Genomic DNA, 25,568 nt, shown 5'->3' with positions numbered 1-25,568 from the left:
TGTTTATATATATTTAGGTAATAATATTAATAAATAGTTTACCAGTATGGTATACTGAATTTATTGAAAATCAGCAAATAATTTTTAACTTAAAAGGCAATGACATGCCATGTTCAGTATAGTGGTACTTGCATCAGGCAATGGTTCAAATTTTCAGGCAGTTGTGGACGCAATTGATAACGGTGTCATAGGCAATGCAAAAATTTCTAAACTTATATCCAACAACAAAAGGGCTTATGTTCTTGAACGGGCCAGGGAAAATGGGATAGAATCTATCATTGTGGACACAAAAAACAGTGATTACAATAAAATTATATCCACAGTTCTGGAGGCAGAAAATCCAGATATCATCCTGCTTGATGGATACATGAGGATTCTTCCAGATTATATAATAGATAGGTATCCATTCAAAATCATAAACCTGCATCCATCACTTCTTCCTGCCTTCGGTGGGAGGGGCTATTATGGGTCAAAGGTTCATGAGGCTGTAATAAAATCTGGTACAAGATATTCTGGATGCACGGTGCACTTTGCCACAAATGATGTTGACAATGGCCCCATCATAGACCAGAGGATTGTGGAAGTAACAGATGACGATACCCCTGAAAGCCTTGAGGAGAAGGTTCACGTGGAAGAGCATAAATCCCTGGTATACTCTATTAATCTGATCATGACAGGAAAGTACAGTATTAATGGAAAAAGGGTTTTAAGAGAATGATCATTTTATAATCAAAAGTGTTCCTGCATAGAGTATGTATATTGCAAAGCCGAATATAATAGCGGCAGAGATAATTTTAATGTATTTTTCGTATCCTGTTCCGAAGCGCCATACCACATAGGGAAATATGAATATCCATATAATTATTCCAGAGAATAATCCTGTAACGGAAAATATGCTTAGCTCCTTCAGTAGAAAGAAACCTGCTGTAAACCACCATATTATCTGGAATGGATTGGTAAGTCCCATTGTCAGGCCAAGAAAGTAATTCCCCTTCCTGGTCTTTGATGGCATTCTTGACCTCATCACGGAGAATCCGAGATAGAGCATGAAAGCCCCTCCGGCAATATAAATTATCTTGAGTATTACGGGGCTTATAATGCCATTTGTTATATACACTATAAAAAAGAAGGTCAAATCGGCGGTCATTGCACCAAATCCTACCCCCATGCCATGAAGTCTTGATTTTAATGATTCATTTGCTATTATAGAATTCACTGATCCTGGAGGGCCTGCCAGCGATAGGCCCAGAATTATACCCAGTGCATAGGAATAAAGGAACATCCTTGTTTATATAATTATGATATTTTAAAATTATAGTAAATTCATATTTTTCAATAATATATACCCGGCAGCAAGATCCTCGAGCCCGATTCCCAGGCATTTGAAAACTGTTTTATTCCCCTGGTATTTGCCTGGTTGCAGCAGAAATTCAGAGAGATTGACAACATTGTGCCTGTTCCCTATTTCAGAAATTTCTGATGATTCCAGCTCAGACTGTTCTGAGTTTTCCTCCAGGACAGTATCGGATTTTTCCATTACATCCTTATCTGCCTCACGGCTTCCAAGAACATTTGCTCCTATTAAGTTTATATGGTAATTTTTCCCGAGCATGGAATAATTAAAAATTGGTTTTACTGTATCTGTTGCCGATGAAATTACATCTGATTCGGAAAGGCATTCCAAACTTTTTACTGGTTTTATTTTATTCCCGAATTTTTCAGCAAATTTTCTTGCATGATCAATGTTCCTTGAATATACATACGCATCATCAATATCATAAAACTCTGAAATTGCTGCGAACTGGGATTCTGCCTGAAATCCAGACCCTATCACTGTATAGTTTATTCTTTTCTTTTTCACAATTTCTGATGTTACCATGGCGGCAACTGCTCCTGTCCTGATCTGGCCAAGTACGTTTGCGTCAATGGCAAACAACCTTTCAGGGTGTTCTGATTCAAATATTAAAACAAAGAATCTGTATCCATTCTTTCCCGCTATATATGTCTTCAGCCCTGCTATTCCACGTTTACCGTAAAATGCAGGCATCGTGCTGAAAACAAAATCCTTCCTGCATATTCTGTCCCTGGGAGAAGAGGATGATTCGTTTTTTCCACATGAGATAAATGCCTCCCTTAGCTCAGAGGCGCATTCTTTCACGGGAAGATTATTTTTAACGTCGGAGTCATTCAGATAGGTTATCATATTACTGATACCAGTGTTAGTTATTATTAGAACTTTATGCTTATTTTCCATATTTACCCTGTTTATTTTCGTGGTCCAGGAAAGATGATTTCAGTAGAAATAAAAGGGATTTCAGCACAAATATTATAATGTGCTGGCAATCAAGCCCTATGGCAATACTGCATGGAAATAAAATATACAGTGAAATAAAGGACAGGAATAGCATATTATTCATATTGCTGGCTGGAACCACTGAAATATCGAAGATACGGGGAATATCTGCTGCAGGGGAAACTCCTGAGTTAACAGCTTTGACACCGGTACTGGATTCCGAAATAATATGGTCCGGAAAATGCATAAGCTATGATGTTGTTCCCATGACTGAAAACGGGATTCCCACACCATCAATAATTACAAGGGCCGCCATAGAAGCATCGAGAATAGAGACACTCATTGTGGATGCAGGCCTGGTGGAAGACCCAAAAATTCCATTTATGAAAACAGGGCTCGGCCCGGCATTGAATGGTTCCGAGAGGACCGCACTTCCTGACTATGACAGGGCACTGGAATTCGGAAAATACATAGGCGGTTTAATTGATGGAAGATACAGATACATATTCATTGCAGAGAGCGTCCCGGGTGGCACAACCACAGCATATTCTGTGCTTTCATCACTGGGTATTATGGACATGACAAGCAGCTCCATGAAAGACTCACCTGACAGCATGAAAAGAGAAATTGCCATGAAAGTGCTTGAAAGAATAGATAAAAAGGCAGGCGTGGAAGAAAAAATAAGGGAAACCGGTGATTACATGATGCCAGTGGCACTGGGCATAAGCAGTGCAGTAAAAAATTCCAGTATATTCTTTTCTGGTGGTACCCAGATGGCCACAGTATTATATCTCGACAGCCTAGTCAATGGTGGAAAAAACAGGTATGTATTCACAACAGGCTATATTATGAAGGATAAAAAGGACCTGATGGAAAAGCTTGCCGGGGATAGGATAATTTATTCTACCACAGATTTCACCGGCATGAGGGGCCTTGAATATTACGAGGAGGGATATGTGAAGGAAGGAACAGGTTTCGGGGCTGCCTTTGGAATTGCACATATTCTTGGAAATGATAGTAAATCTATCTATAACAGTATTGGGAAGGTGTACAGGAGGCTGGCTGGTAGCACCGGTAAGTAAAAGCCGGGAACAACTTTGGGAGATATCCAGTGGGTTGAGTTTTTGTTAATTCAGAATACCACAACCTGCCTGCCCAGCGCCTTTCCATCTTCCAGATTCTGAAGGCCCTTAGAAGCATTTTCCAGGGCAATTCTTGAACTGACAGGCTTTCTGTAATTGATCAGCCCCTTTCTGGCAAGGTCAACCACCTCATGCTGCTCTGACAGGGTGCCCACATATGAACCGGTTATGGTCTTTTCCATAGACACGGTGAAGAAAGGAGAAATTGATTCCTGGATGCCCGTTCCCATTAGCCCGACCATGACATATATGCCCTCCTTAGAAAGGGCCCTGCTGTATATAGATAAAGTTCCTTTTCCCACAAGGTCAATTACTCCCCGGAAACCATGCCCCCTTGTTATTTCTGTTATAGCCTTATTTGTGTCCCCGGAGGCCGGGTTGATGTAACCATCCATCCTGCATATGCCCTCAGCAAATTCAATTGAATCTTCCCTTATATCTGCGCCTATTATATTCACCTGAGGAAACAGCAGGCGCAGGTACTGAACCGCATAAGATCCCAGGCCTCCCAGCCCCACAACAGCAACATAATCATCAGGCTGTAGTTTTCCATCCAGCTTTTTAACTGCCCTGTAGGTGGTAAGGCCTCCACATGAAAGCGGTGCAAGTGCTGGCAGATCTTCGATGCCTCTGGCATCTACAAGGTACCTGTAATGTGATACCAGAAAATATTCCTGAAATCCCCCATCTATATTTATCCCTGGAACCACAGGCCTATCAGGGACGTTGGTCAGCCCTGCTGCAGTGTAGCGGTCGTCCTCAAGCCACTGCCATGGATATACAAGAACGGGGTCTCCAGGCTTAATCCTTTCAGGTACAGAATCACCTATGGCAGCTACTGTGCCTGAAATTTCATGTGACTGTATGTGTGGCAGTTTTCCCGGAGAACCGCCCTTATACCATATACCCTCCCATACATGAACATCACTGTGGCATATTCCTGCCCCACTGACCCTGATAAGTACCTGGTTTCCCACTGGTATGGCAGTATCTGTATATCCCATTTCCAGCGGAGATTTGAAATCGACGAGAAATGCAGCCCTGTGCCTATCGGGTATTCCAATTTTATTCATAAAATAAATGAAGATTACTGGATATATATGTTTTATCAAATGAACAGTTGCATTCCATTATCTAATATTTTCAACAATGCCCGATAGTGCCTCCATAGACATGGACATTATCCTGGATACAAATGGCCTTTTTGGGGTAAGGTTTTTTATGGAACCGGTTCCGGTTCTCTCCTTGAACTGATCCATCACCGTGTCCATATTCCCTATGCCATCAATCAACCCCTCTCCCTTTGCCTGATCCGCTGAGAAAACTAATCCTGTGGCTATGCTGTCCATTTTTTCATCTGTAAAGTTTCTCCTTATTTTCACCTGTTCCCGGAAGGCGAGGTAAATATCGTTCATTATGCTGCTGTATATTTTGCTCTCCTCATCAGTCATGGCCCTGAATGGAGAATTGATATCCTTGTATTTCCCGATTTTATTAATCCTCATTTTGATTCCTAAATTTTCCAGAAATTCAGAGAAATCAGGTGACATGCTTATAACACCTATGGAACCCACAATGGATGTACGCATTGCAAATATTTTCTCTGCCGAGCATGCAAGCCAGTATGCACCGGAGGCACCCACACCCTCTATCAATGCATATACAGGTTTCTTGTCAGATATTTTTAGCAGCTGGTTATATAAAATTTCAGTAGAATTTGCATCGCCCCCACCGGAGTTTATTACCAGCAAAAGGCCTTTTACCTTATTTTTCTTCTCCATATATTTCAGTGCAGGCATATATGAGTTCAGCATCCCTCTGTTAATGGTACCGTTCACATTTAAAATGGCTGTATACATGTATTAATATATACATTCATCTATTTAAATTATTGTTAAGATTTTTATTATAATTATCAAGTGCCCCCACAGGGTCAGGGGAGGAGTATATGGATCTCCCAATTATGACATAGTCTGCACCAAGCATAATGGCACTTACTATGTCTCCCCCCTGAGCACCCACGCCCGGGGATATTATTTTCATGCCCTCTGAGTGTTCCCTTACCTTTTTTAGGTAGTATGGGCGGTTTCCAGGAGCAACAAGCCCGAAAACTCCGGCGTCACGTGAGGTTTTTATTAGTTCTTCAGTTATGCTGTCCAGATACGATTCCTGGGACATTGAAACAACAGAAAAAACCTTCATGTTACCTGCACTTTTTACCACAGCCCTAAGGGATCCCAATCCTGTGAATGAATGGCTGATTATCCCGTAGGCACCGTTATCCCTGGCCTTTTCAGTAATTAATCTTACAGTATTATCTATATCTGCCAGCTTGAAATCACATATAATGCTGGAGTATCTTGACAGTTCATTTACAATTTTAATCCCGTTTTCAAGAATTATGGGCCAGTTCACCTTAATGGCGAATACCCTGTCCCCTATAGATTGGGCCAGGCTTATGGCAGTATCATGGTCATACACATCCAGGGCAAATATGATTCTGTTATCCATTAAAAACTGTATACCAGAACTATATAATAATCCTACCTGTATGAATACAGTTATATAAAAATGAATAATCAGCAGCCATGGACAGGGAAAAATTTATAGAATCAGGAATGATAAAATTCGGTGATTTTACACTAACATCCGGGAAAAAATCCAGCTACTATGTAGACATAAAGGAGGCGTGCACGGATCCTCAGACACTATCCTCAATATGTGATGACCTTGCCAGGCATACAGTATATGAAACAGTGGCTGGCATGGAGCTCGGGGCTGTTCCACTGATAGTTGGGGTTGCCCTCAAGACCGGAAAAAAGTATATTATTGTGAGGAAAGGGGAACGTACACATGGCACAGGCAGCAGGATTGTGGGAAAAGTTGAACCTGGATCCAGAATAGACATCATCGAGGATGTGGTGACCACCGGCAATTCAATACTGAAAACAGCCCAGATTCTAAGGGATGCAGGTGCTGTAATTGACCATGCTGTGTGTGTTGTGGACAGGGAGTCTGGCGGATCTGAACTGCTCAGTGAAAACGGAATCAAACTGGTATCTGTTGCCAAAATATCAGAACTCCTATAATTTTGATGGAAATTTAAGGGAATCTGCAAAAATACCCACCTTAGAGCGGAAATACAATGATTTCCCCGTAGAAAATACAGTATAATTTACTGTAGAATAAGATCAATGCCCCATGGGTAGAAATTTATGCCAGCAATGTCAGGTTTTTCCTGGGGACCTGACATCCAGCATGCCTTAACGGGGAGATGGCCTTAGGAAAAGGTATCGTCGATACGCCCTATTTCTATGGATGTGGTGGCGTTTCCCACCATTATGCCATTGCAGTTTGCCAGTATTGATGCACCGATATAGTAACTTCCGTAGTTGGCTGTTCCGGTTTTAACCTGGACATGGAAGAGCTCACTGAGGTTTTTTATTTCATCCTCTGTCGCCTCAGGAGATACAAGCATTCCTTTATTATTCAGAACCGCAACACTTCCCACTGTTTTTACCCCGGCTATGGTGGATTTAATAACCTCCACTCCCAGTGTATCCGCTATAACTTTTTCAGATGATTCGGTGAAGGAGGGATGTACTATGGCAACCTTATCGCTGGTTATAATATTATTGCCTATTGCATTCAGCCTATCCTTCAGAAAAACTATTCTTCTTCCGCCCAGATCAACATGTGAAAAATCAGCCATTCCGGATAGTCCGGAAACTACTATGCCGTTTGAATTGAAAACAACCATTGTGCCAACTAGGCTGAAGTTATCTACTATGACACCAGCTGTTTTGACCTTTAATGTTTCCTCAATAGAGCTCCTTGCCTCGTCAGAAATGTTTTTCGGGACGAATGCAAAATCGTTGAACACCTTTACGTATACACCAATGAAATCGCTGTCAAATATGGATAATTTTTTAATCATAGGATTACGGGAGAATTACTTCGGTTGTGCCATCTTCGAGTTTGATTATTTTCAGGCTTACCTTTGTAGGTATGTGCTCTCTCCCACGCTTCCATATAAACTCATTAACCTTATTATCCACCCATATCATGCCTGGCTCAGATTTTGTGTATTTGGCTACAGCATCTTTTATTATTTCTATAGCCGTATCTGCCCTTCTTCTTCTGGATGATGCCCTTGCAGGCCTCAGTGATATGTTTATAAGCTCCTCTGTTGATAATTCATTATTTTCTACCATTGCTAACACCTTAAAGTTTTAAGTTTGACCTTCTCCAGTTCTTCCTTTTCGGATTCTGGGTCATCTTCCTGTCGGTTCTAAGCATAACCCATCCGGGTACCCTTCTATTTGAGTTAACGTGTTTCATTAACCTTAATTTTTTTCCAAGTGGTTTGTTTTTACTCATATTCATCTCCTCTCTATTTTTGTTTCCCTTTTAGTTCCTATTAGACGTGATAGTATACCCTTTAATTCCTCGTCTCCTATAACCCTGTTGATTCTGCCCATGCCTGCCAGCTGTATCAACTGGTTTTCAACGTTGTTTACCAGGTCTGGCCTCACGAGTTTTAATGTGCTTAATCTTTCACGTGCTTCAGTGGTTAGTATCTGCCTCAGGATCTGCTGCCTTCTTGCCTCCTCCTGTTCCATCTGCCTTTTGCTTTCATCATCTATTTGATTCTGCTGCTGGGCATTTCTCTGCATTTCCTCGAGTTTTCGCTTCCGGATATTATTTAACTCGTCATCCTCATCCATTTACAACACCAGAGTTAGATATTAATCCAATATTCATAAGATTTGTTATTAAAGGTATTTCTCAAAAACCTTGTCCTTTTCAGCAAGGTTTTTCATTACCTCCTTTGCGGCCTTATCCACCAGGGACTGGCCAGCAGGTGTAAGCGACCTGCCGGTTTTTGTGTCGTTTTTTAAATATCCCAGCTTTTCAAGTGTCTGCAGTATGTTCCTTACTATGTACCTGCTTCCCTCCACCGGGTGGTAGCGTTTTGTGCCCCTGTCCTGGCGCCCGCCATACTCCTGGCTCAATCTGGATATGCCTATGCTGCTGTTCAGCGCAACCTTTCTCATTATGGATGCCATTCTTGTATAATACCAGTCGTCCTGTACCCATGACCTCTCCTTGCCGATGCCATCCTTGAGATAGTTTACCCATTCTGGCATCTTAACATCTTTCTCCTTGAATTCTGACGCAAGCTTATTTAACAATAAATCTGCAGGAACTTCTTTAACATTCACCATATTATCACGATGCAGGTTTATTTATAAACTATTTATAACATTTTCGTTATTTTTAAAAAATTTCGGTTTTGCCATAATAAATAGCAGGATAATTATATTGACAGGAAGATCCATGTAAACATAGTAAAATAAGGAACGAAAAGCAATAAATGATAGGCCAACTGCAAAAACCATGGATATGGCAAGTATCGCCAGTGACAGTATAAAAATAAAAAGCATGGGATATGTACCAAAAGAATAATAATTGAGGTTTGATGTGCCCGGTGGAAGTTTATTTAGAAGCCTGCTGATATTTATGCTTATTATAGCATAAAAAAGGGTAACCCCATCAAAAAATTCAAAAAAGTCATATATGGAAACCTGCCGTGAAATTATTGCAGTAACCAGGACGAAGGCAGCGGCTATCACAGAGAATATAATGAGCCCGAAAATGCTTTTATAGAGAGTTATTTCTCTCTTCGTTACTGGAAGTGAATTCAACACCTCTATGCCCTTGCCCTCAACAACCAGAAGGAAAATGGCATAAAATGATGATACAAACTCCACCAGATAGAGCAGGGAAAAAAACCCGGAATCGAGGGCAGATGCGCTGTCAACTGCGAAGAAGAATGGTATTACGAAAAGCACGGGTAGGAATATATATGAGAGATTCTGTGTTTTCCTGAAAGTGCTCTTTATATCCTTATTCAGAAAAGCCCTTAGCATTCCATGGGTTTTCACAGTGGAAAATATTTTTTCGCTGGACTGGTTCTCCTCGGAAGTCATTAGAATTTCATAAATTTTGTACCTTATTTTTGAATAGACAAAAAGGATAATGCCAAGGAACAATATGGACAGGAATAGTTCCAGAACCCTGTAAAGCAAGGGCAGCTGGTAATTGTAGAATACAATATACTCGGTATTTATGGGAAACGCAAAAATGCGTACGTAATATGGCAGAGAGGATATTGCTGCACTGACATATCCGAAATATGCAGGATTTTCCAGCAGGAGATAAAACAGCCCGAGAAACACAAATAACATCAGGATACGGATGACATTTCTGATTGATGTATGTTTTTTGGCTTTCTTTCCTGAATAGATAAAAAGCACGGATGATATGATAAAGCTGAGCATCATAACCAGAAAAGCATACAGCAATGCAAGGAATATGGTTTCATAATCCCCGGTTAAAATATAAAAGAACACTGCAGATGGAAGTACTACAAAAATGTATGAGGATGAATTGTAAATGAACCATGAGGCAAATGGAACATTGACATTGACCTTTATTGGTATTGATTTAAGTGGGGCCATTATATTATTGTTATATACAGAGTTGAGGAAAACTATTGAATTATATATTCCTATTATGAAAAGATAAAGGAATATTATGAGGCCAAATGATGCCAGGGCCGCGGTATCACGTTCGGCAAAATAAACTGAATCCAGCAGTAGAAATATCATGGTAAAGAGCACTGCATTGGATAAATAGGACATGAGGATGTTTCGCATGAAATATGACTGTTTATTGCCTGAATTCACATTCTGCTGAAATTTCGGCGTATCCTTTAAAGCAAGGTAACGCTGCTCTACCATTATTAGTTTACTCAGAAATAATGTTTTATTATTCATTTTATGGAATCCCTCAACGAATCCAGGAGGTTATCAAGGTCCTCATCGCCTGTTAATTTCAGGAAGATTCCCTCAAGGTCATTATTGCTTGAACCTGCCTCTTCCCTGAGCTGTGCGAGATTACCGGTTCCTGCAATGTTCCCGTTATAGAGTATGGAAATTGTATCACACACAGTTTCCGCTATTTCCATTATATGCGTTGAGAAGATCACAGTTTTCCCCCTTGCCGTTATATCTTTCAGCAGCTCCTTTATTATTTTAGAAGATTTTGGATCAAGCCCGTTCATGCCCTCATCCATTACTATTACCTGGGGATCGTGTATAAGGGAACCTATGATAGCAACCTTCTGCTTTGTCCCGAAAGATAGCGAGCCTATGAATTCATCCAGATATTTTCCTATTTCCAGGGCGTTTGCGAATGCAGTAATCCTGTCCTTGAGTACGTGTTCATCTATTTTAAATACAGAGGCAAGGAAGTTAAAATATTCAACAGGCGTCAATGACTCATAAAGTGCAGGTGTTTCCGGTATATAGCCTGTTATGGATTTTATGGCATCTGGATTTGCATTGACTGAGATGCCATTGACAGATACATCCCCTGATGAGGCAGGCAGTATTCCTGCTATTATCTTTAGAAGCGTTGTTTTTCCAGACCCATTAGGGCCGAGCACACCGTATATCTGGCCACCCTGAATTGATAAGTTTATGCCATTCAATGCATTAGTGGTACCATAACGCTTGTAAATATTATTTATCTCTATGGTGTTCAACACTATAAATAGTGAGCAATATTATAAATATTTTTGTTGCTATATCATTATTTGCTGGATTACTACAAAATTATAATAGAGATATGTGGAATATTAAATGGAATATTTCCCCGGCAGTAAATGTAACAGCGGCCGCCCCCAGTGCCAGAAAAGCTGCCCTCAGTCCTGATTTCAGTATTGGTGTGTTCAGCGAGAGGGCAACGATAGAATTTGAAATGCCCTGTGCAACAAAAACAAGGATTACTGCAAGAATAACTGCTATGAATTTAGAGAGGAATATAAAAGGGAGTATGGGTATAACAGCCCCGGTAATATATGAAAGTGCTGTATTCAATGCCGAATTTGTGGCTTCCGATGAGTAACGATCTATCATTTTCTGGACGCCCTTGCTTTTAGAGAATATATGCTTTCTGTTGAGCATGGCAATCTTATATTCAGATTCTGATTTCTGGGCCAGGTAGGCACCCAGGGTCATGCTAAATGTTCCGCTGATTCCCACCACAACGCCGCTCAATGCAATATCTATATGACTGGTAATTATGGCAGAGAGCCCGGCAAGCGTGGCAAGAACCTCCACCAGCCCGTCACTCATGCCGTAGAGGAAATCCCTGCTCTTTTGAATATTCTTTGCACTGCTTGAAATTTTATTTGCGAATATTTCCTCATGTTGCATTTCCGAGACTATAAGCTCGTTGACTTTGTTCCTGTATTTATCATCCTGTGTATAATTATCTAAATATTCCTTATATTTTTTAATAGACTGGTATTCGCCGTGCTCCAGAAGATTAATAATCAGGCTACCACCAATCAGGTTTCTTATTATTTTCATGAAAAAATACTTTATCTTCCTGTAGGATACCTTATTGACATTCACATCTGTCGACTTTAATTCCTGGCCCCAGAAATTGGCATGCTCATTCTCTGTGGTTGCGAGCTTACGGAAGTCTTCCTTCAGTTCTGGATCACTGGTTTTTCTGTAGAGATAAGTATAAAATACCATATCGGTTAATTCATCACGTAAAAATTTTAGCTGATATTTGGTGTTGGTATCTGTAGCCATATCATGTTATAATATAATTATATAAAAGTCCTTTCAGGAAGTTCGGTGTGCCTATTGAAATTTTTTCAGTAAAGCTTTTGGTTTTATTTACTTCCATTATATATGCAGGTGTTCTGCCATAAACACTATAGTACTTTACAGCTAATTCTGGATCGCCGAAGTAACGTAAGACCTCAACAAATGGGAATTCTTTTAATGTTATCTGTCCGGTTCTTCTTCCATATAATGGAGACCTATAATCAGATAGATTTTACATCATGGATATATTGGACCCAGAAAGTATAAGAAATATTCTTGTGCTTTTCAATTTATTGTCCAAGTAATCCTGCAAAAGGGATTGTAATGACTTATTATTAAGAGCGTATGAAAATTCATCTATTGCTATTATTGATTTTTCATTTAAAGTATTTTTATACCGATATTCGAAAAAGGAATCCCAGCTTTTTATGGAATTTTTAATTATAAAATCATCTTGAAAATAATTTCCCAGAATAATAGAAGACCTTTCAAGCATTAATTTTTCTGATTCCTCCCTGCAGGTAAGCAAAACACCTTTATGTTCATTTATACATTTTTTGATTAATTCGGTTTTTCCCATCCTTCTTCTACCGGTTATCAAAACCAGTTCTGCCATGGATCTTTTATATGCTGAGTAAAGCATATTCAGCTCATTTTTCCTGTCTATAAAAAGCACATATACTCTAAAGTATAATAGCGTATTGCAGTTAATGTATTATTGCATGACTTTGATAATTTATAACAAAAATTGAGAATCCAAATTTATTTAGATAATTTAATAATATTATGTAAATGTATCAATAAGAAAGTATTTAATTATCCTACCATTATATTTTTATGGATAGCAGTGCAGTACTAAAGGGAGTGAAAATTGTTACAGACCTGCCAGGACCAAGGGCAAAACAGGTTATTGCCGAGGATGAAAAATACCTTGCAACCTCCACCAAGTCCCTGCCGGTTGTTGCATCAAGAGGCTATGGATGTTACATAGAAGATGTTGATAAAAATGTATTTCTAGACTTTTCCAGCGGCATAAGCACAACAAATATAGGGTATGGCGATGAATATGTAATTTCTAAGGTCGAGGAACAGTTGCATAAGCTCTGGCATTTTGCCGGCACAGACTTCTTTTATGAGGAGCAGGTAGAGGCTGCAAAGGCACTCATAGGCGTGGCACCCGGGAGCCATGATAAAAAGGTCTTTTACGCAAACAGCGGTGCAGAAAGCAATGAAGCGTCCCTGAAACTTGCCAGGAGTTATACAAAAAGACCCCAGTTTATAGGCTTTATCGGAGGATTCCACGGCAGAACCATGGGCGCCCTTGCGTTCACAGCCTCACAGCCTGTGCATCATGAGGGTTTCTTCCCTGAAATGAATGGCGTAACACATATACCATTCCCTGACCCATACAGGAATCCTTTCAACATAGATGGATATGAAAACCCGGAAGATCTTACAAACGCAGTGCTGGATTACCTGGAGGATTATGTTTTTGGACGCTTCCTGCCATCTAATAGTGTTGCCGGGATACTGGTAGAGCCAATACAGGGTGAGGGTGGATACATAGTGCCTCCCAGGGACTTCCATAAGAGACTCATGGAACTGGCACACGATAATGAGATACTTTACATAATGGATGAGGTACAGACAGGGTTCGGAAGAACAGGGACTTTCTTTGCATCTGAATACTTTGATGTTGATCCGGATATCATGTCAGTGGCGAAATCCATAGCATCCGGCATACCCATGGGTGCATCTGTTGTCAAAAGCAAGTATGATTTTGAGAAATCTGGGCTGCATTCAAACACATTCGGCGGTAATCTTCTTGCTGCTGTTGCAAGCAGGGCGACAATAGAGGAGATAAAGAATAAGGATATGCTTACAAATTCTAAAAATGTCGGAAACTATCTGAATAAAAGACTTAAAGAGCTCAGTGAAAAATATGATGCCATAGGCGATGTTAGGGGGCTGGGGCTCATGCAGGCAATAGACTTCGTTAAAAATAGAAGGACAAAGGCACATTTTGCAGCTCTGAGAGACAAAACTATTGAAAATGCATATAAGAGAGGATTAATACTTCTGGGGGCCGGGGAAAGTGCCATAAGGTTCATACCACCCCTGATCATAAATGAAAAACAGGTGGATGAGGCCATTGACATACTGGACAGCTCCATAAAGGCAGGCCTATGAGTTAAGATAGGATATTAGTGTTGTCAACGGGAGCCCGTCCTCCCATTTCAAAATAAAATTCCCTGTTTTTGTTATTTTCTGTTTAGGAAGAAGCTCATAAAGCCCTTTCATTTTTCCACTGTATTTGTAATCGCTTTCTATTGAAAAGAATCTCCAGAAATCACCCTTATAGTTCTTGAGCCGGTATGCGTAGGTTATAAAAAGTCCAGAGGAAATGCACCTGTTATGAAGTTTTATTGCCTGTTCCTGTTTCGTCCCTGAGGATTCACTGAATGCGAGCTGTTCCCTGGATGAGGATTTTACCTCTATAATCAGGGAATAATCATCCCTGAGCGCGACGAGATCTGCACCGAATGACCCTGCGGCCCTTGCCACATAAAATGGCCTATCCATTATTGTGTATACAGTATCCCTTGATACTGGATCAAGATTTTTGGCAATTCTTTCCACGGTATTCTTTGTGCCATTCAGGATGTTCATTAATTCCCTTTCATATATGCTACCATTCATTATTATCAGCTTATTTCAGGCCATTTTTTATATCGTTCAATAGCTGTAATCTATGTTCGGATCTTAATTTCCCCTCGTTGAATTTTGCTTTTTCAGCGTCATTCTCCGGAATTAACTGTGGTATCTCTACAGCATGGCCGTTCTCATCCAGCGCAACGTAGGTAAAGAATGCCCTTGTTGTGACATTAGTAGTTCCTGTTGTTACATTTTCAGATGATACATCTATTTCTATTTCCATGGTTGATCTGGTAGTAAAAGTAACAAAGGAATGCAGATGTACTATGTAACCCAGTTTAATGGGAGAAAGAAAGAACAGGTTGTCTATACTGCCTGTTACCACCTTCATTCTGCTGTGCTTGAATGCTGTTATGCTGCCTATATTATCCATCCATTCAACAAGCCTTCCTCCGTAAAGGTCCCCGAACATGTTTGTATCTCCGGGAAGAACAATGATTTCAGAATGTACTTCAGATTCGCTAACCTTTTTTCCCATACTAGCTTATTGCAGATAATTTAATAATCTTATCATATATGCATATTTATGGATGGTTTTCCATGGAAAGATTTGTAATAGCAATAGATGGTGGAAATTCGGTCAAAAATGGTGATTGCCAGATTACCAAAAGGCTTGAGGATGTATTCGCTGGCACGGGAAAAATAATATCAGAAAATGAGGTAGCTCTTGTATTGATGAACATGGAAAATAAATACACAGACATGCAGAGTATACTGGAAACCCTGAATAACTATGACAGGGTAAAGTATATAAACGGGTATTCCAGGGACATTATAAGCATTTTTACAAGGGTTGAAGTAGGTGATCCCAAGAGGATAGATGTTAATGAGGATTCAGGAATGGCAGATCGAAACAGCGTGGAAGGACCACACTCATCTTATAAGGGCGATTACCTCGAGCCAGTTGATATACTGGAAAAATCAGCCATAATGGCTCTCATGGCCGATGGCTATCTGCCCCTAATATCTGCACCAGGCGCGCCTGTAGTGAAGAATTTGCAGTACTACAGATTCATTAAGGGGAATGTAGATCCCAATATGTATTCATCACTTCTGGCCACCCTCCTGGAGGCTGATACCCTGATGATTATAGCAGATGTCCCTCTAAAGTCCATAAACACATGGCATAACAATAATGGCGGTGTAATAAAAATAAATTATAAGGACCTGCAGGAAAGGTATGCGTCAGGATATTATAGGGACACTGGTTTCAGCAGCATGATAAAAGCGATTATAAGCTTCATTTCTAAAGGCGGAAGAAGATCATTAATAATACCTGCTGGCAGCATGGATAGCGGCATAGAGATCTCACACTAGCCCATCCTATGCCTTATTAATTTCATTTTCTTCCGGATATACAAAGCATTTTCTGCATCGTGGCTCATAGCTTTCAGTGCCGCCGATTTTTATCTGCTCCCCGAATACCTCTTTTCCATTCATGACCCTCTGGGTGAATGTGGCATCCTCACCACATTTTGCACACACAGCTGTAAGGGAATAAACCTGATCCGCACGTGCAATTATTTCCATTGACGTTTTAAAAGGTGACCCGGTGTGGTTTTTATTCAGGGCTGCAACATAGACAATTTTATCCTCACTGGCTATCCTGTCGGCAACTTCTGGAAGTATGGAATCATGATCCCAGAACTGTGCCTCATCTATTCCTATTACATCCACGTTTTTTGATAATTCATACATCTTTTTTACAGCATCATTATCTGTATTAAGAACAATAGCAGGCAGCCTCATGCCCTTGTGGGTTGTAACAAATGTGGTGTCATATCTTTTGTCAATTTCCGGTTTGAAGAGCAGTGTATTCCTTCCAGCAAGTATTTCCCGCTCAAGAAGCTCAATTAACCGTGATGTCTTTCCAGAGAACATGGGGCCGGTTATAAGCACCAGTCTGCCCATACTGATATTCTTCATACCATTGTATTGTTAACTTGTATATGTTTTTCACTGCAAGATTCTGTGGTGCATTATTTCTATGAAAGAATCGCGGTATAATTACCACAAAAAAGGATTAAATGTATTTTAGAAAATATTATGTGGATGGAAATAATAATGAATGCATAGAGGGTTGATTAATGGAGGCAGAAATAACAAATTTCAGGGAATATTATGATAATAAGATTATAACGGCGTTAATAGGCATAGAGGCTGATGTAAACAATGTTGACAACATAGGTAGGATTATTGGAGAAAACAAGAATGTGGAGGAGGTTTTTGTTGTAACCGGTGAGTATGACCTGATAATAAAGGTGAGATTCCCTGACTATATTGCACTGGAGAAGTTTATAGTTAATAACCTTAATGCAATACAGGGTATAAGGAGATCCAAAACAATGATGGTACTGTCCATCATTAAGGATATTTATATGAGGTGAGACCATGGATGAAGATTTGTATAATGAGGTTATGGCATTGATGGATGATCTGGAGGATGATTCTTCCATACCTAGAAATGTGAGAAAGATGTCTTCGGACGCAAAGGAGAAAATGAAGGATACCAAGGAAAGCCTGGATCTGAGGTGTGCCACTGTCATATCAGAGCTTGATGACATATCAAATGATCCCAATGTACCATCCCATGGAAGGGCGGCTATTTATACCATAATAAGCAAGCTTGAAGCACTTGCAAAGTCATGAGATGCCTGGCAGTATAGGGAAAACCTTTATTTTTATTATATTAATTTTTTTTTGTATAGTTAAATATATATAACATTATAATATTATTATACGATTGGAATGGCACTTTCAGAAGAAGTTAACAAATTAGCCAGGTATTTAATGATGTCCGACATACCCAGAAGCGTGGCATACACACTTGTATATATAAAAGACAAGGGTGAAATAACATCTGTGGAAATAGAGCGTGAAACAGGCCTTAGACAGCCAGAGGTATCTATTGCAATGCAGTGGTTGCGGAGAAAAAACTGGATAGTAAAAAGAAATATGAAGAAGGAAGGCAAGGGAAGGCCGATTCACGGTTATAAATTATCAAGGGACTTCAATGAAATTCTTGAGGAGATAATAAATGAACGTGAGAAAAAAATAGATGACATAAAAAATACCATCAACCAGCTCAAAAATTTCAAGGATTAATGATGATCATGGTATTTTTGATATAAAGGTATTAATCCAATACAGGCATCAGTATATATGTCATCCATAAAGGAAGGTATATTTGCCGGTCTTAAGGCCGGATTTCTATATTTTGTCATTGCCTCAATAATAAATGTTATAGTAATTTATATCTTTACAGGGGAATTTGCCATAGCCTATGGCGTTTCCACATCATCCTCAAAGCTTTCCCTATTATTTACATTACTCACCATATATCAGGTTCGTGATATATTCATACTCGGCCTTCTTTTCGGCGTTATATTCTCCCTGCTTCTTGCCAAATATTTTGAAATTATACCCAGAACAACTTTGAACGGGAAAATCAGATTCATGGTGATAGCATACTGGCTTGTGTTCTTTGTAATAACAACTGCCTACAGCCTTGGGATAACAGGAATATATGATCTGATCTATTATTTTATATCCTACGCTGTTGTCAATTTCTTTCTATCACTTTTATTCGGAAAATTTCTGTACAGGTACAATTCAAGGTATATTGTTCAAACAGAATAGAAATAACCATCCACTATCTTTACCCTTATATGGGTATTGACCCATTCTTCGGAAATTTTTTTGCCATCCATAAAAATCTCTGGCATGTAAGGTGTTTTTACAAGCATTTCTCCAATATTATTAATGTCATATTTCACATAATTCAGGGGCATCCCGAATGACCCTTTCCTTATATCATCGAAGGGGTTCATATGGGTTGTTAATGTTATGTTATCTGATCTTCCTGTTATCAGTGGGACGCCTGTAAATTTATTAAACTCTGTCTCTGTTTTAACATCATTAAATGGCATTATACAGTATTTTACACCATTCAGGTATATGTGTTTGTCAATTATGGAAGAATAGAGTTTTTTATCTCCTATAATAAAATCCGGGCTGTTTTTCAGTATTCCGCCGATTCGGTTAACCACGGTGGCGCCTGAAAATGATACTGGAAGTGTAATTGAATAAACCAGCCCCAGGGGAGTGGAGTGCCTGATGTTTGAATAAAATACCGGCCTGCCATCTATCTTGGGCATCCAGTAATTGAGGATAAAAGTAAAGGAAATTATATCCTTCATGCTGAATTTTATAAGTCTGCTATCACTGTAAAACATAATGCAGGACGTTTCTGGATTCTCGGACTTATCTGATTTTTTGCCGCTATATATAAACTCGTAAAATTTCAGGATATTTTCACTGTACCTGACTCTTGAACGATATTTTATTCTTCTTATTACGGCCTTGCCGAGGGTAAGGAAATCATTTGGGTCTGATATAATATATTTCACATCACTGGCTGTGGCAAGCCTAGCCATTCTTTTGCACATTATGAGAACCTTTATTTTATGATACTCCACATAATTATTTATAATCTTTTCATCCGTGTTTTCATCAATTACCAGAACCTTTGCGCCTATTTTTATGGAAGAAATAATAGAAATAACATATTCAGGGGAAAAATCAAGTAATATTCCCACTGTATCGCCCTTCCCGATATTCAGCCGGTGCTCCAACTGATATGCCATGGAATCTACATATGAGAGAATTCGCGAGTATGTTATGTATTTATCATAATATATCATCACAGGCCTGCTTCCACTTACCTCTGTATTCCTGCTAAGCAGTGTGTATATAGATAAATCAGGTATGTTAACGGGTCCTTTAATGGCACCAATCATTATATTATAATAGCAGGATGGTTTTAAATTTTATTATTTAAAACGTATTTTATATTCTTTATCACATCTGTAATGCTATAATAATATCCATATTTATTATAGGACATTTCCCCGCTCCTTTTATTTACATATGAAGATGCCACTGCAGCCCTGAAAGGAGGCATTCCCCTGGATAATAAGCCTGCTGCAATACCTGCAAGGACATCCCCGGTCCCGCCCATGGCCATCCTGCCATTTCCCCCGGTGGAGTATTTGGTATTTTTCCCATCAGTTATTATATCTGTTACACCCTTCAATAGCACAGTAATGCCATATTTGCCTGCTATTTTAATAGCATTCTCTGCTGTTGGATCAAGTCCCGTAAATGCCCTGAATTCAGCACTATGCGGCGTAATTATTGCATTTCTTCTGGCTATCCTGTCAGGTGAAAGAAGCCTGAGGGCATCCGCATCTACAACCACCTGTCCGGTAAAGTTATCCAGGACATAATTTATAAGTCTCCTGGATGGGTCATTTCTCCCCATTCCCGGGCCTATAAGCATGGATGTGATCCCATCCATATCCTCTTTGCGAATTGTATCAGCGTCATAAAACATCAGTCCAGGATTCCGGGAAACTATCATATCCCTATTTAATTTCGATGAGAATACCTTTACAAGGTCAGGGCCGGTGCTGTATGCTGCCATGGAGGCCATTATAGCTGCACCGGGAAATGTGTTTCCTGCAAAAATTCCTGCCACGCCATTGATGCCCTTATGTGCCATGGGATTATGCGGCGGAATATATACAAGATCTCCCGGCCCGGTAGATGTTTTTACGGCGTCCGGTACACCTATGTCTGCAACTATAATTTTCCCGCTATTTGATTTTTCCATCCCGGTTTTTACATCTGTGAATGTAACAGTAAAGCCAGGTTTTATGGCCAGACCTGATGGGAATCCTGAGGGCACATCTACAGAAACTATAGTTTTTCCAGACCTGTTTATGGTGCTGATAACCTCATTATATGGTTCCCTAGGTTCCCCTTTTATTCCTATTCCCAATATTGCATCTATTATAATATCACTTTGTGATATAACGTTCTCCAGGGATGAAATCCCATAATAGATGCCCTGATAGTCATTAATAGCCCTTCTAGCTTCCTGGGTTTTTAGCCCTGCTATACCCTTTATGAGGGCAACAGAAACTTTATAATTTTCCCTGAGCAACTCTGCACAGCAGATTCCATCACCGGCATTATTGCCAGTTCCACAGACCACAGCCACTGCTTTTCCCTTTGAAAATGTGGTTTCAATGAAATGTGCGATGGCCTTTCCTGCATTCTTCATAAGTTCGTAGGTATCACCGTATATACAGGAATAATTAATATCCATAGACTTCTCATCAAGATTGTCCATAATAAAATATTGAATGGAAATACTTAAATGTACCATATTTAGCTGATAATAAAACGTTAAAAATTTATAGTAATACCATATATTATAACTATGTCCAGAATAGTAATGCATGAAAGAAACAAGCCGTATATGATAAAAGTTGGAGATAAAGAATTGCATCTGTGCGCCTGTGGCCTTTCAGAGAACAAGCCATACTGCGATGGCCATCACATGAAAACCACCGATGAGGGCGACAAGTTATATCTCTACGATCATGAAGGCAACAGAATAGAGGTAACCTCATTTTATAAAAAAGAGTGAAATTTTTAACCGCTCAGCTTGCCCGTCATTAATCATTTTTTCATTTTTGTATAAATATCATCATCGCGGTATTTGATTATTATTTTATTGTATATTAATCTTATAAGATATTATAATATTGAATAATGGGGCTGCCCGAATTTGAATCGGAGTCTCAGGCTCCCAAAGCCCGTAGGATACCAAGCTACCCCACAGCCCCTTGCATCTACAGTTTAAAAAAGTATATAAAATTTATATTTATTGCTTTGGCGCGGGATTTTTATTTTCATCCGGGCGTTTCGGTATAAGCCCAGCAATTCTGTGATTTGATACATAACCATAATATATCATCATCAGAACCAGCCATATTCCGCCCACAACGGAGATTATAAAAGCCAGGTACTCCATAGCAGAATCAGTTGTTACTGCCGGTATATAGGCTGAAATATTGGCATTTCCGAATACGTATGGGTATTCCCTCAATTCAATGAAAGTTAGTGATATTATTGTAACAAGTATAACGAATGGCTTATATGAAGCGATATAGGTTGTCTGCCTGAATGCATAGAGTATTGGTATGATTAAAGCCAGTATTATGGGTATTATTATCAGGGACGAATTAACTGTATAGTCCTTTGATGTGATAGAATAATAGGATGGCATAAATATTGCCAGCCCTATTATAACCAGTATCAGGGGCATGAATCTGCCAAGGGCGGTTTTTATGTCAGAAAGCCTGTAGAATACCATTCCTATTCCATTCGCCAGGATCAATGCGCCTATAATGAACCCTATAACCCCAAGATGTGAATAGAAAACACCAAAGTTTGTATAACTGCTCGAGTAAGCTATTGCTGATTCTGTTCCGAATCCATAAAGATGTACGCCGTAACCACTCGCTATAGCAGCGAGTATTGATAATGCCATAATTCCCATTATGAATGTTGCCACTGAATATATAACATATAACTTCCTTTCATCAAAGTATTTATTCTCATGCCATACGAATTCTGCATATATTATAAAGGAGTTCCGCGTAACCAGGAAAAATATGAATACTGCAAATAATGGAAACAGTGCATATGATATTGATGGCATCAGTATTGGTATTATATTTTCCATATCCACAAGCCACAGGACGAAGAATGTACCTACAACCTCCCATACAGGGACGATGTATGAAAGAACGTTGACACGTATCTTATTATCCCTGAACCTTGTTGCTATGGGAACCACTGCCATTAGCTCGGTTGCAAACATTGTAACCATTGATGCTATTACCACGATTAAAAAGAGCACGTCGAAATTTATGCCATAAAGTAAGTTTGTCATTTAATTCACCTCATCCCTGCCTTTGCTGTAACGCCCTTTCTGTTCTTTCTTTCCTCTTCCATTTTGATATCGTCTTCTCCCAGCTTAAGATCTTCCTCCACATTTGATAGTTTCATAACCTTTGCCGCAAAGTAGAAGGTTACCGGGAAGATGATCAAATAGAACGCTATAATGGCTATGCCAAGCGGGAACACAATTGGAGATGTTGAGGCAGCCTGTGCTATTGTCATGGTACCATAATACTTGACCCCGTTTACGACGAAGCCGCCGGGGACAGGAGATCTAATAATGAATGGAACCCTGCCAACCTCAGCAGTGTACCAGCCATCCTCCATTGTAAGCACACCCATTATTGAAACAACCATACCGCCAAGTAGGGTGAATCTGTGGCTCAACGGATCTTTTTTCCTGAAGTACTGTACTACAACATAAAGCCAGTAGAAGCCCATCAAAACACCAAATCCTACCATGATATCCAGTGTGTCGTGAACAGCGTATGGTGGCCATACACCGTAATCAGTAACCCCTTTATACGTGGTTAACGGAATTAGTCCAGGAATGCTTCCCTTGCCGAATGTCAATGGAAAGGCGAGCAGTGATTGGGCATAAGGAAGTGATGGCGCATATGCCAGTTTATGGTTTATCAGTATTCCAAATATGTGCTCGGGTGCCATTGTAGCAAAGGATGTTCCTACAGTTGCGTGTAAGTCAAGCTCCAGCGCAGTGTATTTTATTGGCTCTATAACCATTAATGTGGACAGCTCGTTGGATCCTGTTATGCCCAGATATATAATATCGAGTATCATGAAAACTGCGGCTATATTTATGCCTCTTCTGTAAATCATTTTTTCTGGCATGTTGTTTGTCTTCATGTATTTATATATAAGATAACCCAGTATCATAGCAATTCCGGCATAATAAACTGCTCCGGACATATGAAGTTCTTCTGCTGCAGTGGACGCTGTTATGAAGGGTGCAAATGGGTTCACGTTTGTAACAGCTCCTGTTGTTACAAATTTCTCCACGTTGAATCCATTAGGTGTGTTCATCCACGCATTTATTTCTGTAACAGTGAAAGCAGAGAGGTAGGTTCCTATAGTCACTGCAAGGCTTAAACCCCAGTGCTCCCATCTATTCTTGAAGTCCTTCCAGAAGTATACGTACATTGGAAGGGCTATGGCCTCAAGAAGGAATGAAAATACCTCCACATAGAATGGCCCCATGGCAACTTCACCAACAAGCTTCATAAACGCTGGCCAGAACAGGAACAACTCCATTGCCATTACTGTTCCTGAGGCTGTACCCACGGCAAAGAAAATAACCAGGGCCTTTGAAAGTTTATATGCCAGCGTATCATAATACTTATCCTTCTTTTTCAGTGCAAGGAATTCTGCAATTGTGACCATAATTGCCAGTCCCATACTAAGGGACACAAGCAGTATGTGCGAGGATATTGTATAAGCGAACATTGCACTATCCCATACCGGATATGATATGTTGAACATGTTTATCTTTTATAAATTACAAAGTCATATTTAAAGGTAATTTTATACTGATAAATAAAGAAATTAATAAAGTATCATATCTATGAATTTTTAGTCATAATAACGCAATTATGAAAAATTAAACTATGGTGGGTGTAAATGGCTTCACAATATTCCTGTCTGCCGCCCTCTTATAGTAGAGAGTCAATGCCTCCCTGCCCTTATCCCCGAAGTCTACAGAAAGGGAATTGACGTACATTAATATAAACCTCTTTTCCAGTTCGAAATCATCATACCTTGAATATTTCATAGCATATTTCACGGCGTCATCCTGATGTTCCTGTGCATATTTTATTGAATTTTCGAAATCCTTTTTATATTTCAGTTTATTTTCAAGGGGCATATTTTTTCTGATCGCATTGAATCCTAGTGGTATGGGAAGGTCTCCTGCGTATTTCTTCCACTCATCGTAAAGTTTCAGTACTGGAACCAGGCCTTTCTCCTGGAATGTGAGCTGTTCATCGTGTATAAGAATTCCTGCATCTACCTCATCATTCATTATAGCATTAACGATCCTGTCGAATCTTATTTCCTTGTATTCGCCTGCTTCAGGTGCGAACATTCTGTATAGAAGTTCAGCTGATGTGTATCTTCCAGGAGTGGCAATTACCTTTCCCTTTAAATCAATATTCTTTTTGGCTATTACCAGAGGACCGTAAGATAAGCCAAAACTTGCTCCAGACGTTGTCAGATCATATATATCAGAAACATGCATGTATCCATTCGCAGATATTGCGGTTACATCATATTTTCCGTCTATTGATTCCTTATTAAGTGTTTCTATATCTTTCACTACCTGTTCATATTCGAAGGAGGTTTCTATTTTGTGTTCGAACATGGCATAAAACATAAATGCATCATCTGGGTCAGGTGTATGTGCTATTATCATTTTCATAAAATATTAATTGCAACATGGTTAAAAGTGTTTTTTATTTCTTTGAAAATTATTCAAAATTTATAAATTTTTTGGCAATCAGTTAACTGCGAACTTATAGCCATACTCAATTATTCCGCTATCGCCATCCTGCCTTATTTTCCTGAATACCATATGCACCTTTGTGCCGATATCGATATTTTCTTCAGGCGAATCAACTATCTGGGCAGTTATAACTGGCCCTTCTGAAAGCTTTATAAGTGCCAGTACATAGGGAACCTGCCTTTTAAAGGATGGTGGTGCATCATGCACAACTGTGTATGATATTACCTCCCCATTGCCGCTGAATTTTACCTTTTCCATTTTTCCTATGGATTCTCTATGGCATTTCGGGCATACGTCCCTGGGTGGAAAATATGAATTCCCACAGTTTTTACATTTATACCCTATAAGATTATACCTATATTCAGTTTCCCTCCATATTCTTGATAGTTCCGTCATTT

General features: G+C 39.5%; 33 protein-coding genes and 1 tRNA gene. 10 read left to right on the top strand and 24 right to left on the bottom strand.

Annotated features, from left to right (window positions below):
• Window positions 1-109 precede the first annotated feature (109 nt).
• Window positions 110-718: a phosphoribosylglycinamide formyltransferase gene (gene purN, locus RE471_RS02015; RefSeq protein WP_309215107.1), complete on the top strand. Its 609-nt coding sequence runs from the start codon at window positions 110-112 to the stop codon at window positions 716-718.
• On the opposite strand, the gene RE471_RS02010 is transcribed toward purN, so the two are convergent.
• Window positions 719-1,282 (bottom strand): LysE family translocator, encoded by a 564-nt coding sequence (locus tag RE471_RS02010; RefSeq protein WP_309215106.1) that lies wholly within the window; start codon window positions 1,280-1,282, stop codon window positions 719-721.
• 30 nt (window positions 1,283-1,312) lie between these two features.
• The gene (locus RE471_RS02005) at window positions 1,313-2,203 is read right to left on the bottom strand and encodes an ornithine cyclodeaminase (RefSeq protein ID WP_309215105.1); all 891 of its coding nucleotides are present in this window, start codon (window positions 2,201-2,203) and stop codon (window positions 1,313-1,315) included.
• Window positions 2,204-2,352: 149 nt separating this feature from the next.
• Here RE471_RS02005 and RE471_RS02000 point away from each other — a divergent pair, with 149 nt between their 5' ends.
• Window positions 2,353-3,375, top strand: a complete 1,023-nt coding sequence (locus tag RE471_RS02000) for a nicotinate-nucleotide--dimethylbenzimidazole phosphoribosyltransferase (RefSeq protein WP_309215103.1) — start codon at window positions 2,353-2,355, stop codon at window positions 3,373-3,375.
• Between the two features lie 50 nt (window positions 3,376-3,425).
• Here RE471_RS02000 and RE471_RS01995 read toward each other — a convergent pair whose 3' ends face one another.
• From RE471_RS01995 to pyrF, 3 genes are read right to left on the bottom strand one after another with little or no spacing between them, the layout of a single operon-like run.
• Complete coding sequence (locus tag RE471_RS01995; RefSeq protein WP_309215101.1) at window positions 3,426-4,508, bottom strand: alcohol dehydrogenase catalytic domain-containing protein; 1,083 nt, start codon at window positions 4,506-4,508, stop codon at window positions 3,426-3,428.
• Between the two features lie 57 nt (window positions 4,509-4,565).
• Window positions 4,566-5,294, bottom strand: a complete 729-nt coding sequence (gene sppA / locus RE471_RS01990; protein ID WP_309215100.1) for a signal peptide peptidase SppA — start codon at window positions 5,292-5,294, stop codon at window positions 4,566-4,568.
• A gap of 16 nt (window positions 5,295-5,310) precedes the next feature.
• Window positions 5,311-5,946 carry an orotidine-5'-phosphate decarboxylase gene (pyrF, locus tag RE471_RS01985; protein ID WP_309215099.1) on the bottom strand — a complete coding sequence of 212 codons (636 nt, stop codon included), beginning with the start codon at window positions 5,944-5,946 and terminating at the stop codon, window positions 5,311-5,313.
• A 77-nt stretch (window positions 5,947-6,023) separates the two neighbouring features.
• On the opposite strand from pyrF, the gene pyrE reads away from it, so the two are divergent.
• Window positions 6,024-6,524: an orotate phosphoribosyltransferase gene (gene pyrE, locus RE471_RS01980; protein ID WP_309215098.1), complete on the top strand. Its 501-nt coding sequence runs from the start codon at window positions 6,024-6,026 to the stop codon at window positions 6,522-6,524.
• 191 nt (window positions 6,525-6,715) lie between these two features.
• Here pyrE and RE471_RS01975 read toward each other — a convergent pair whose 3' ends face one another.
• The 9 genes from RE471_RS01975 to RE471_RS01935 all read right to left on the bottom strand — a co-directional run bounded on the left by RE471_RS01975 (window position 6,716) and on the right by RE471_RS01935 (window position 12,801).
• On the bottom strand, window positions 6,716-7,372 hold the full coding sequence (locus RE471_RS01975; protein ID WP_309215097.1) for a translation initiation factor IF-6: 657 nt from the start codon (window positions 7,370-7,372) through the stop codon (window positions 6,716-6,718).
• A 4-nt stretch (window positions 7,373-7,376) separates the two neighbouring features.
• Window positions 7,377-7,649 carry a 50S ribosomal protein L31e gene (locus RE471_RS01970; protein WP_309215096.1) on the bottom strand — a complete coding sequence of 91 codons (273 nt, stop codon included), beginning with the start codon at window positions 7,647-7,649 and terminating at the stop codon, window positions 7,377-7,379.
• 10 nt (window positions 7,650-7,659) lie between these two features.
• Window positions 7,660-7,815: a 50S ribosomal protein L39e gene (locus tag RE471_RS01965; RefSeq protein ID WP_298279604.1), complete on the bottom strand. Its 156-nt coding sequence runs from the start codon at window positions 7,813-7,815 to the stop codon at window positions 7,660-7,662.
• Between the two features lie 2 nt (window positions 7,816-7,817).
• Window positions 7,818-8,162: a DNA-binding protein gene (locus RE471_RS01960; protein ID WP_309215095.1), complete on the bottom strand. Its 345-nt coding sequence runs from the start codon at window positions 8,160-8,162 to the stop codon at window positions 7,818-7,820.
• A 48-nt stretch (window positions 8,163-8,210) separates the two neighbouring features.
• A complete protein-coding gene (locus RE471_RS01955) occupies window positions 8,211-8,663 on the bottom strand; it encodes a 30S ribosomal protein S19e (RefSeq protein ID WP_309215094.1) in 453 nt (150 codons plus the stop codon).
• Window positions 8,664-8,684: 21 nt separating this feature from the next.
• Window positions 8,685-10,241 (bottom strand): hypothetical protein, encoded by a 1,557-nt coding sequence (locus RE471_RS01950; protein ID WP_309215093.1) that lies wholly within the window; start codon window positions 10,239-10,241, stop codon window positions 8,685-8,687.
• 32 nt (window positions 10,242-10,273) lie between these two features.
• Window positions 10,274-11,050, bottom strand: a complete 777-nt coding sequence (locus RE471_RS01945; RefSeq protein ID WP_309215091.1) for an ABC transporter ATP-binding protein — start codon at window positions 11,048-11,050, stop codon at window positions 10,274-10,276.
• 67 nt (window positions 11,051-11,117) lie between these two features.
• A complete protein-coding gene (locus RE471_RS01940; RefSeq protein ID WP_309215089.1) occupies window positions 11,118-12,107 on the bottom strand; it encodes a VIT1/CCC1 family protein in 990 nt (329 codons plus the stop codon).
• Between the two features lie 250 nt (window positions 12,108-12,357).
• Window positions 12,358-12,801 carry an ATP-binding protein gene (locus RE471_RS01935; protein WP_309215088.1) on the bottom strand — a complete coding sequence of 148 codons (444 nt, stop codon included), beginning with the start codon at window positions 12,799-12,801 and terminating at the stop codon, window positions 12,358-12,360.
• A gap of 161 nt (window positions 12,802-12,962) precedes the next feature.
• Here RE471_RS01935 and RE471_RS01930 point away from each other — a divergent pair, with 161 nt between their 5' ends.
• Window positions 12,963-14,315: an acetyl ornithine aminotransferase family protein gene (locus tag RE471_RS01930; protein ID WP_309215086.1), complete on the top strand. Its 1,353-nt coding sequence runs from the start codon at window positions 12,963-12,965 to the stop codon at window positions 14,313-14,315.
• Here RE471_RS01930 and RE471_RS01925 read toward each other — a convergent pair.
• Together RE471_RS01925 and RE471_RS01920 are read right to left on the bottom strand one after the other, a co-directional pair.
• A complete protein-coding gene (locus RE471_RS01925) occupies window positions 14,310-14,825 on the bottom strand; it encodes a hypothetical protein (protein ID WP_309215085.1) in 516 nt (171 codons plus the stop codon). The two genes, RE471_RS01930 and RE471_RS01925, sit on opposite strands and share 6 nt — an antisense overlap.
• A gap of 10 nt (window positions 14,826-14,835) precedes the next feature.
• Window positions 14,836-15,318, bottom strand: a complete 483-nt coding sequence (locus RE471_RS01920; protein ID WP_309215084.1) for an acyl-CoA thioesterase — start codon at window positions 15,316-15,318, stop codon at window positions 14,836-14,838.
• A 62-nt stretch (window positions 15,319-15,380) separates the two neighbouring features.
• Between RE471_RS01920 and RE471_RS01915 the strand changes: the two genes are divergently transcribed.
• The gene (locus RE471_RS01915) at window positions 15,381-16,157 is read left to right on the top strand and encodes a hypothetical protein (protein WP_309215082.1); all 777 of its coding nucleotides are present in this window, start codon (window positions 15,381-15,383) and stop codon (window positions 16,155-16,157) included.
• A 6-nt stretch (window positions 16,158-16,163) separates the two neighbouring features.
• On the opposite strand, the gene RE471_RS01910 is transcribed toward RE471_RS01915, so the two are convergent.
• Entirely contained in the window at window positions 16,164-16,766 is a 603-nt protein-coding gene (locus RE471_RS01910) for a thymidine kinase (RefSeq protein ID WP_309215081.1), read from the bottom strand.
• A gap of 161 nt (window positions 16,767-16,927) precedes the next feature.
• On the opposite strand from RE471_RS01910, the gene RE471_RS01905 reads away from it, so the two are divergent.
• The 4 genes from RE471_RS01905 (at window position 16,928) to RE471_RS01890 (ending at window position 18,479) form a co-directional block, all read left to right on the top strand.
• The gene (locus RE471_RS01905; RefSeq protein ID WP_309215080.1) at window positions 16,928-17,227 is read left to right on the top strand and encodes an Lrp/AsnC ligand binding domain-containing protein; all 300 of its coding nucleotides are present in this window, start codon (window positions 16,928-16,930) and stop codon (window positions 17,225-17,227) included.
• A 4-nt stretch (window positions 17,228-17,231) separates the two neighbouring features.
• Window positions 17,232-17,489 (top strand): UPF0147 family protein, encoded by a 258-nt coding sequence (locus RE471_RS01900; RefSeq protein WP_298279584.1) that lies wholly within the window; start codon window positions 17,232-17,234, stop codon window positions 17,487-17,489.
• Between the two features lie 99 nt (window positions 17,490-17,588).
• Window positions 17,589-17,945 carry a MarR family transcriptional regulator gene (locus RE471_RS01895; protein WP_309215079.1) on the top strand — a complete coding sequence of 119 codons (357 nt, stop codon included), beginning with the start codon at window positions 17,589-17,591 and terminating at the stop codon, window positions 17,943-17,945.
• A 57-nt stretch (window positions 17,946-18,002) separates the two neighbouring features.
• On the top strand, window positions 18,003-18,479 hold the full coding sequence (locus tag RE471_RS01890) for a hypothetical protein (RefSeq protein ID WP_309215078.1): 477 nt from the start codon (window positions 18,003-18,005) through the stop codon (window positions 18,477-18,479).
• Here the strand turns inward: RE471_RS01890 and RE471_RS01885 are convergent.
• Complete coding sequence (locus RE471_RS01885; RefSeq protein WP_309215077.1) at window positions 18,467-19,639, bottom strand: AMP-binding protein; 1,173 nt, start codon at window positions 19,637-19,639, stop codon at window positions 18,467-18,469. The genes RE471_RS01890 and RE471_RS01885 overlap by 13 nt on opposite strands.
• 23 nt (window positions 19,640-19,662) lie before the next feature.
• Window positions 19,663-21,036: an NAD(P)H-hydrate dehydratase gene (locus tag RE471_RS01880; RefSeq protein WP_309215076.1), complete on the bottom strand. Its 1,374-nt coding sequence runs from the start codon at window positions 21,034-21,036 to the stop codon at window positions 19,663-19,665.
• Window positions 21,037-21,102: 66 nt separating this feature from the next.
• On the opposite strand from RE471_RS01880, the gene RE471_RS01875 reads away from it, so the two are divergent.
• Entirely contained in the window at window positions 21,103-21,336 is a 234-nt protein-coding gene (locus RE471_RS01875) for a CDGSH iron-sulfur domain-containing protein (RefSeq protein ID WP_309215733.1), read from the top strand.
• A gap of 126 nt (window positions 21,337-21,462) precedes the next feature.
• On the opposite strand, the gene RE471_RS01870 is transcribed toward RE471_RS01875, so the two are convergent.
• The 5 genes from RE471_RS01870 to RE471_RS01850 all read right to left on the bottom strand — a co-directional run bounded on the left by RE471_RS01870 (window position 21,463) and on the right by RE471_RS01850 (window position 25,566).
• Window positions 21,463-21,535: transfer RNA gene (locus RE471_RS01870), tRNA-Pro, on the bottom strand.
• Between the two features lie 38 nt (window positions 21,536-21,573).
• On the bottom strand, window positions 21,574-22,647 hold the full coding sequence (locus RE471_RS01865; RefSeq protein WP_309215075.1) for a hypothetical protein: 1,074 nt from the start codon (window positions 22,645-22,647) through the stop codon (window positions 21,574-21,576).
• A gap of 5 nt (window positions 22,648-22,652) precedes the next feature.
• Complete coding sequence (locus RE471_RS01860; RefSeq protein WP_309215074.1) at window positions 22,653-24,152, bottom strand: cytochrome ubiquinol oxidase subunit I; 1,500 nt, start codon at window positions 24,150-24,152, stop codon at window positions 22,653-22,655.
• A gap of 118 nt (window positions 24,153-24,270) precedes the next feature.
• Window positions 24,271-25,086, bottom strand: coding sequence for an MqnA/MqnD/SBP family protein (locus RE471_RS01855; protein ID WP_309215073.1), 816 nt, complete (start codon window positions 25,084-25,086; stop codon window positions 24,271-24,273).
• 78 nt (window positions 25,087-25,164) lie between these two features.
• Window positions 25,165-25,566 carry a Zn-ribbon domain-containing OB-fold protein gene (locus tag RE471_RS01850; RefSeq protein WP_309215072.1) on the bottom strand — a complete coding sequence of 134 codons (402 nt, stop codon included), beginning with the start codon at window positions 25,564-25,566 and terminating at the stop codon, window positions 25,165-25,167.
• Window positions 25,567-25,568: the final 2 nt, after the last annotated feature.

Source organism: Ferroplasma sp. (assembly GCF_031200575.1).
Taxonomy (GTDB): domain Archaea; phylum Thermoplasmatota; class Thermoplasmata; order Thermoplasmatales; family Thermoplasmataceae; genus Ferroplasma.
Note: the sequence above shows the minus strand (reverse complement) of the source record. Positions and strands in the feature narration are given on the sequence as shown.

Excerpts from the sequence above, each read along its gene's own strand:
- RE471_RS01860 (WP_309215074.1), bottom strand. The coding sequence starts at position 24,152 with ATGTTCAACATATCATATCCGGTATGGGATAGTGCAATGTTCGCTTAT.
- RE471_RS01880 (WP_309215076.1), bottom strand. The coding sequence starts at position 21,036 with ATGGACAATCTTGATGAGAAGTCTATGGATATTAATTATTCCTGTATA.
- pyrE (WP_309215098.1), top strand. The coding sequence starts at position 6,024 with ATGGACAGGGAAAAATTTATAGAATCAGGAATGATAAAATTCGGTGAT.
- RE471_RS01900 (WP_298279584.1), top strand. The coding sequence starts at position 17,232 with ATGGATGAAGATTTGTATAATGAGGTTATGGCATTGATGGATGATCTG.
- RE471_RS01850 (WP_309215072.1), bottom strand. The coding sequence starts at position 25,566 with ATGACGGAACTATCAAGAATATGGAGGGAAACTGAATATAGGTATAAT.
- RE471_RS01885 (WP_309215077.1), bottom strand. The coding sequence starts at position 19,639 with ATGATTGGTGCCATTAAAGGACCCGTTAACATACCTGATTTATCTATA.
- RE471_RS01925 (WP_309215085.1), bottom strand. The coding sequence starts at position 14,825 with ATGAATGGTAGCATATATGAAAGGGAATTAATGAACATCCTGAATGGC.
- RE471_RS01865 (WP_309215075.1), bottom strand. The coding sequence starts at position 22,647 with ATGACAAACTTACTTTATGGCATAAATTTCGACGTGCTCTTTTTAATC.
- RE471_RS01940 (WP_309215089.1), bottom strand. The coding sequence starts at position 12,107 with ATGGCTACAGATACCAACACCAAATATCAGCTAAAATTTTTACGTGAT.
- RE471_RS01855 (WP_309215073.1), bottom strand. The coding sequence starts at position 25,086 with ATGAAAATGATAATAGCACATACACCTGACCCAGATGATGCATTTATG.
- RE471_RS01895 (WP_309215079.1), top strand. The coding sequence starts at position 17,589 with ATGGCACTTTCAGAAGAAGTTAACAAATTAGCCAGGTATTTAATGATG.
- RE471_RS01905 (WP_309215080.1), top strand. The coding sequence starts at position 16,928 with ATGGAGGCAGAAATAACAAATTTCAGGGAATATTATGATAATAAGATT.
- RE471_RS01910 (WP_309215081.1), bottom strand. The coding sequence starts at position 16,766 with ATGAAGAATATCAGTATGGGCAGACTGGTGCTTATAACCGGCCCCATG.
- RE471_RS01965 (WP_298279604.1), bottom strand. The coding sequence starts at position 7,815 with ATGAGTAAAAACAAACCACTTGGAAAAAAATTAAGGTTAATGAAACAC.
- RE471_RS01930 (WP_309215086.1), top strand. The coding sequence starts at position 12,963 with ATGGATAGCAGTGCAGTACTAAAGGGAGTGAAAATTGTTACAGACCTG.
- RE471_RS01955 (WP_309215094.1), bottom strand. The coding sequence starts at position 8,663 with ATGGTGAATGTTAAAGAAGTTCCTGCAGATTTATTGTTAAATAAGCTT.
- purN (WP_309215107.1), top strand. The coding sequence starts at position 110 with ATGTTCAGTATAGTGGTACTTGCATCAGGCAATGGTTCAAATTTTCAG.
- RE471_RS01970 (WP_309215096.1), bottom strand. The coding sequence starts at position 7,649 with ATGGTAGAAAATAATGAATTATCAACAGAGGAGCTTATAAACATATCA.
- RE471_RS02005 (WP_309215105.1), bottom strand. The coding sequence starts at position 2,203 with ATGATAACCTATCTGAATGACTCCGACGTTAAAAATAATCTTCCCGTG.
- sppA (WP_309215100.1), bottom strand. The coding sequence starts at position 5,294 with ATGTATACAGCCATTTTAAATGTGAACGGTACCATTAACAGAGGGATG.
- RE471_RS02000 (WP_309215103.1), top strand. The coding sequence starts at position 2,353 with ATGGCAATACTGCATGGAAATAAAATATACAGTGAAATAAAGGACAGG.
- RE471_RS01920 (WP_309215084.1), bottom strand. The coding sequence starts at position 15,318 with ATGGGAAAAAAGGTTAGCGAATCTGAAGTACATTCTGAAATCATTGTT.
- RE471_RS02010 (WP_309215106.1), bottom strand. The coding sequence starts at position 1,282 with ATGTTCCTTTATTCCTATGCACTGGGTATAATTCTGGGCCTATCGCTG.
- RE471_RS01960 (WP_309215095.1), bottom strand. The coding sequence starts at position 8,162 with ATGGATGAGGATGACGAGTTAAATAATATCCGGAAGCGAAAACTCGAG.
- RE471_RS01975 (WP_309215097.1), bottom strand. The coding sequence starts at position 7,372 with ATGATTAAAAAATTATCCATATTTGACAGCGATTTCATTGGTGTATAC.
- pyrF (WP_309215099.1), bottom strand. The coding sequence starts at position 5,946 with ATGGATAACAGAATCATATTTGCCCTGGATGTGTATGACCATGATACT.
- RE471_RS01950 (WP_309215093.1), bottom strand. The coding sequence starts at position 10,241 with ATGGTAGAGCAGCGTTACCTTGCTTTAAAGGATACGCCGAAATTTCAG.
- RE471_RS01890 (WP_309215078.1), top strand. The coding sequence starts at position 18,003 with ATGTCATCCATAAAGGAAGGTATATTTGCCGGTCTTAAGGCCGGATTT.
- RE471_RS01995 (WP_309215101.1), bottom strand. The coding sequence starts at position 4,508 with ATGAATAAAATTGGAATACCCGATAGGCACAGGGCTGCATTTCTCGTC.
- RE471_RS01915 (WP_309215082.1), top strand. The coding sequence starts at position 15,381 with ATGGAAAGATTTGTAATAGCAATAGATGGTGGAAATTCGGTCAAAAAT.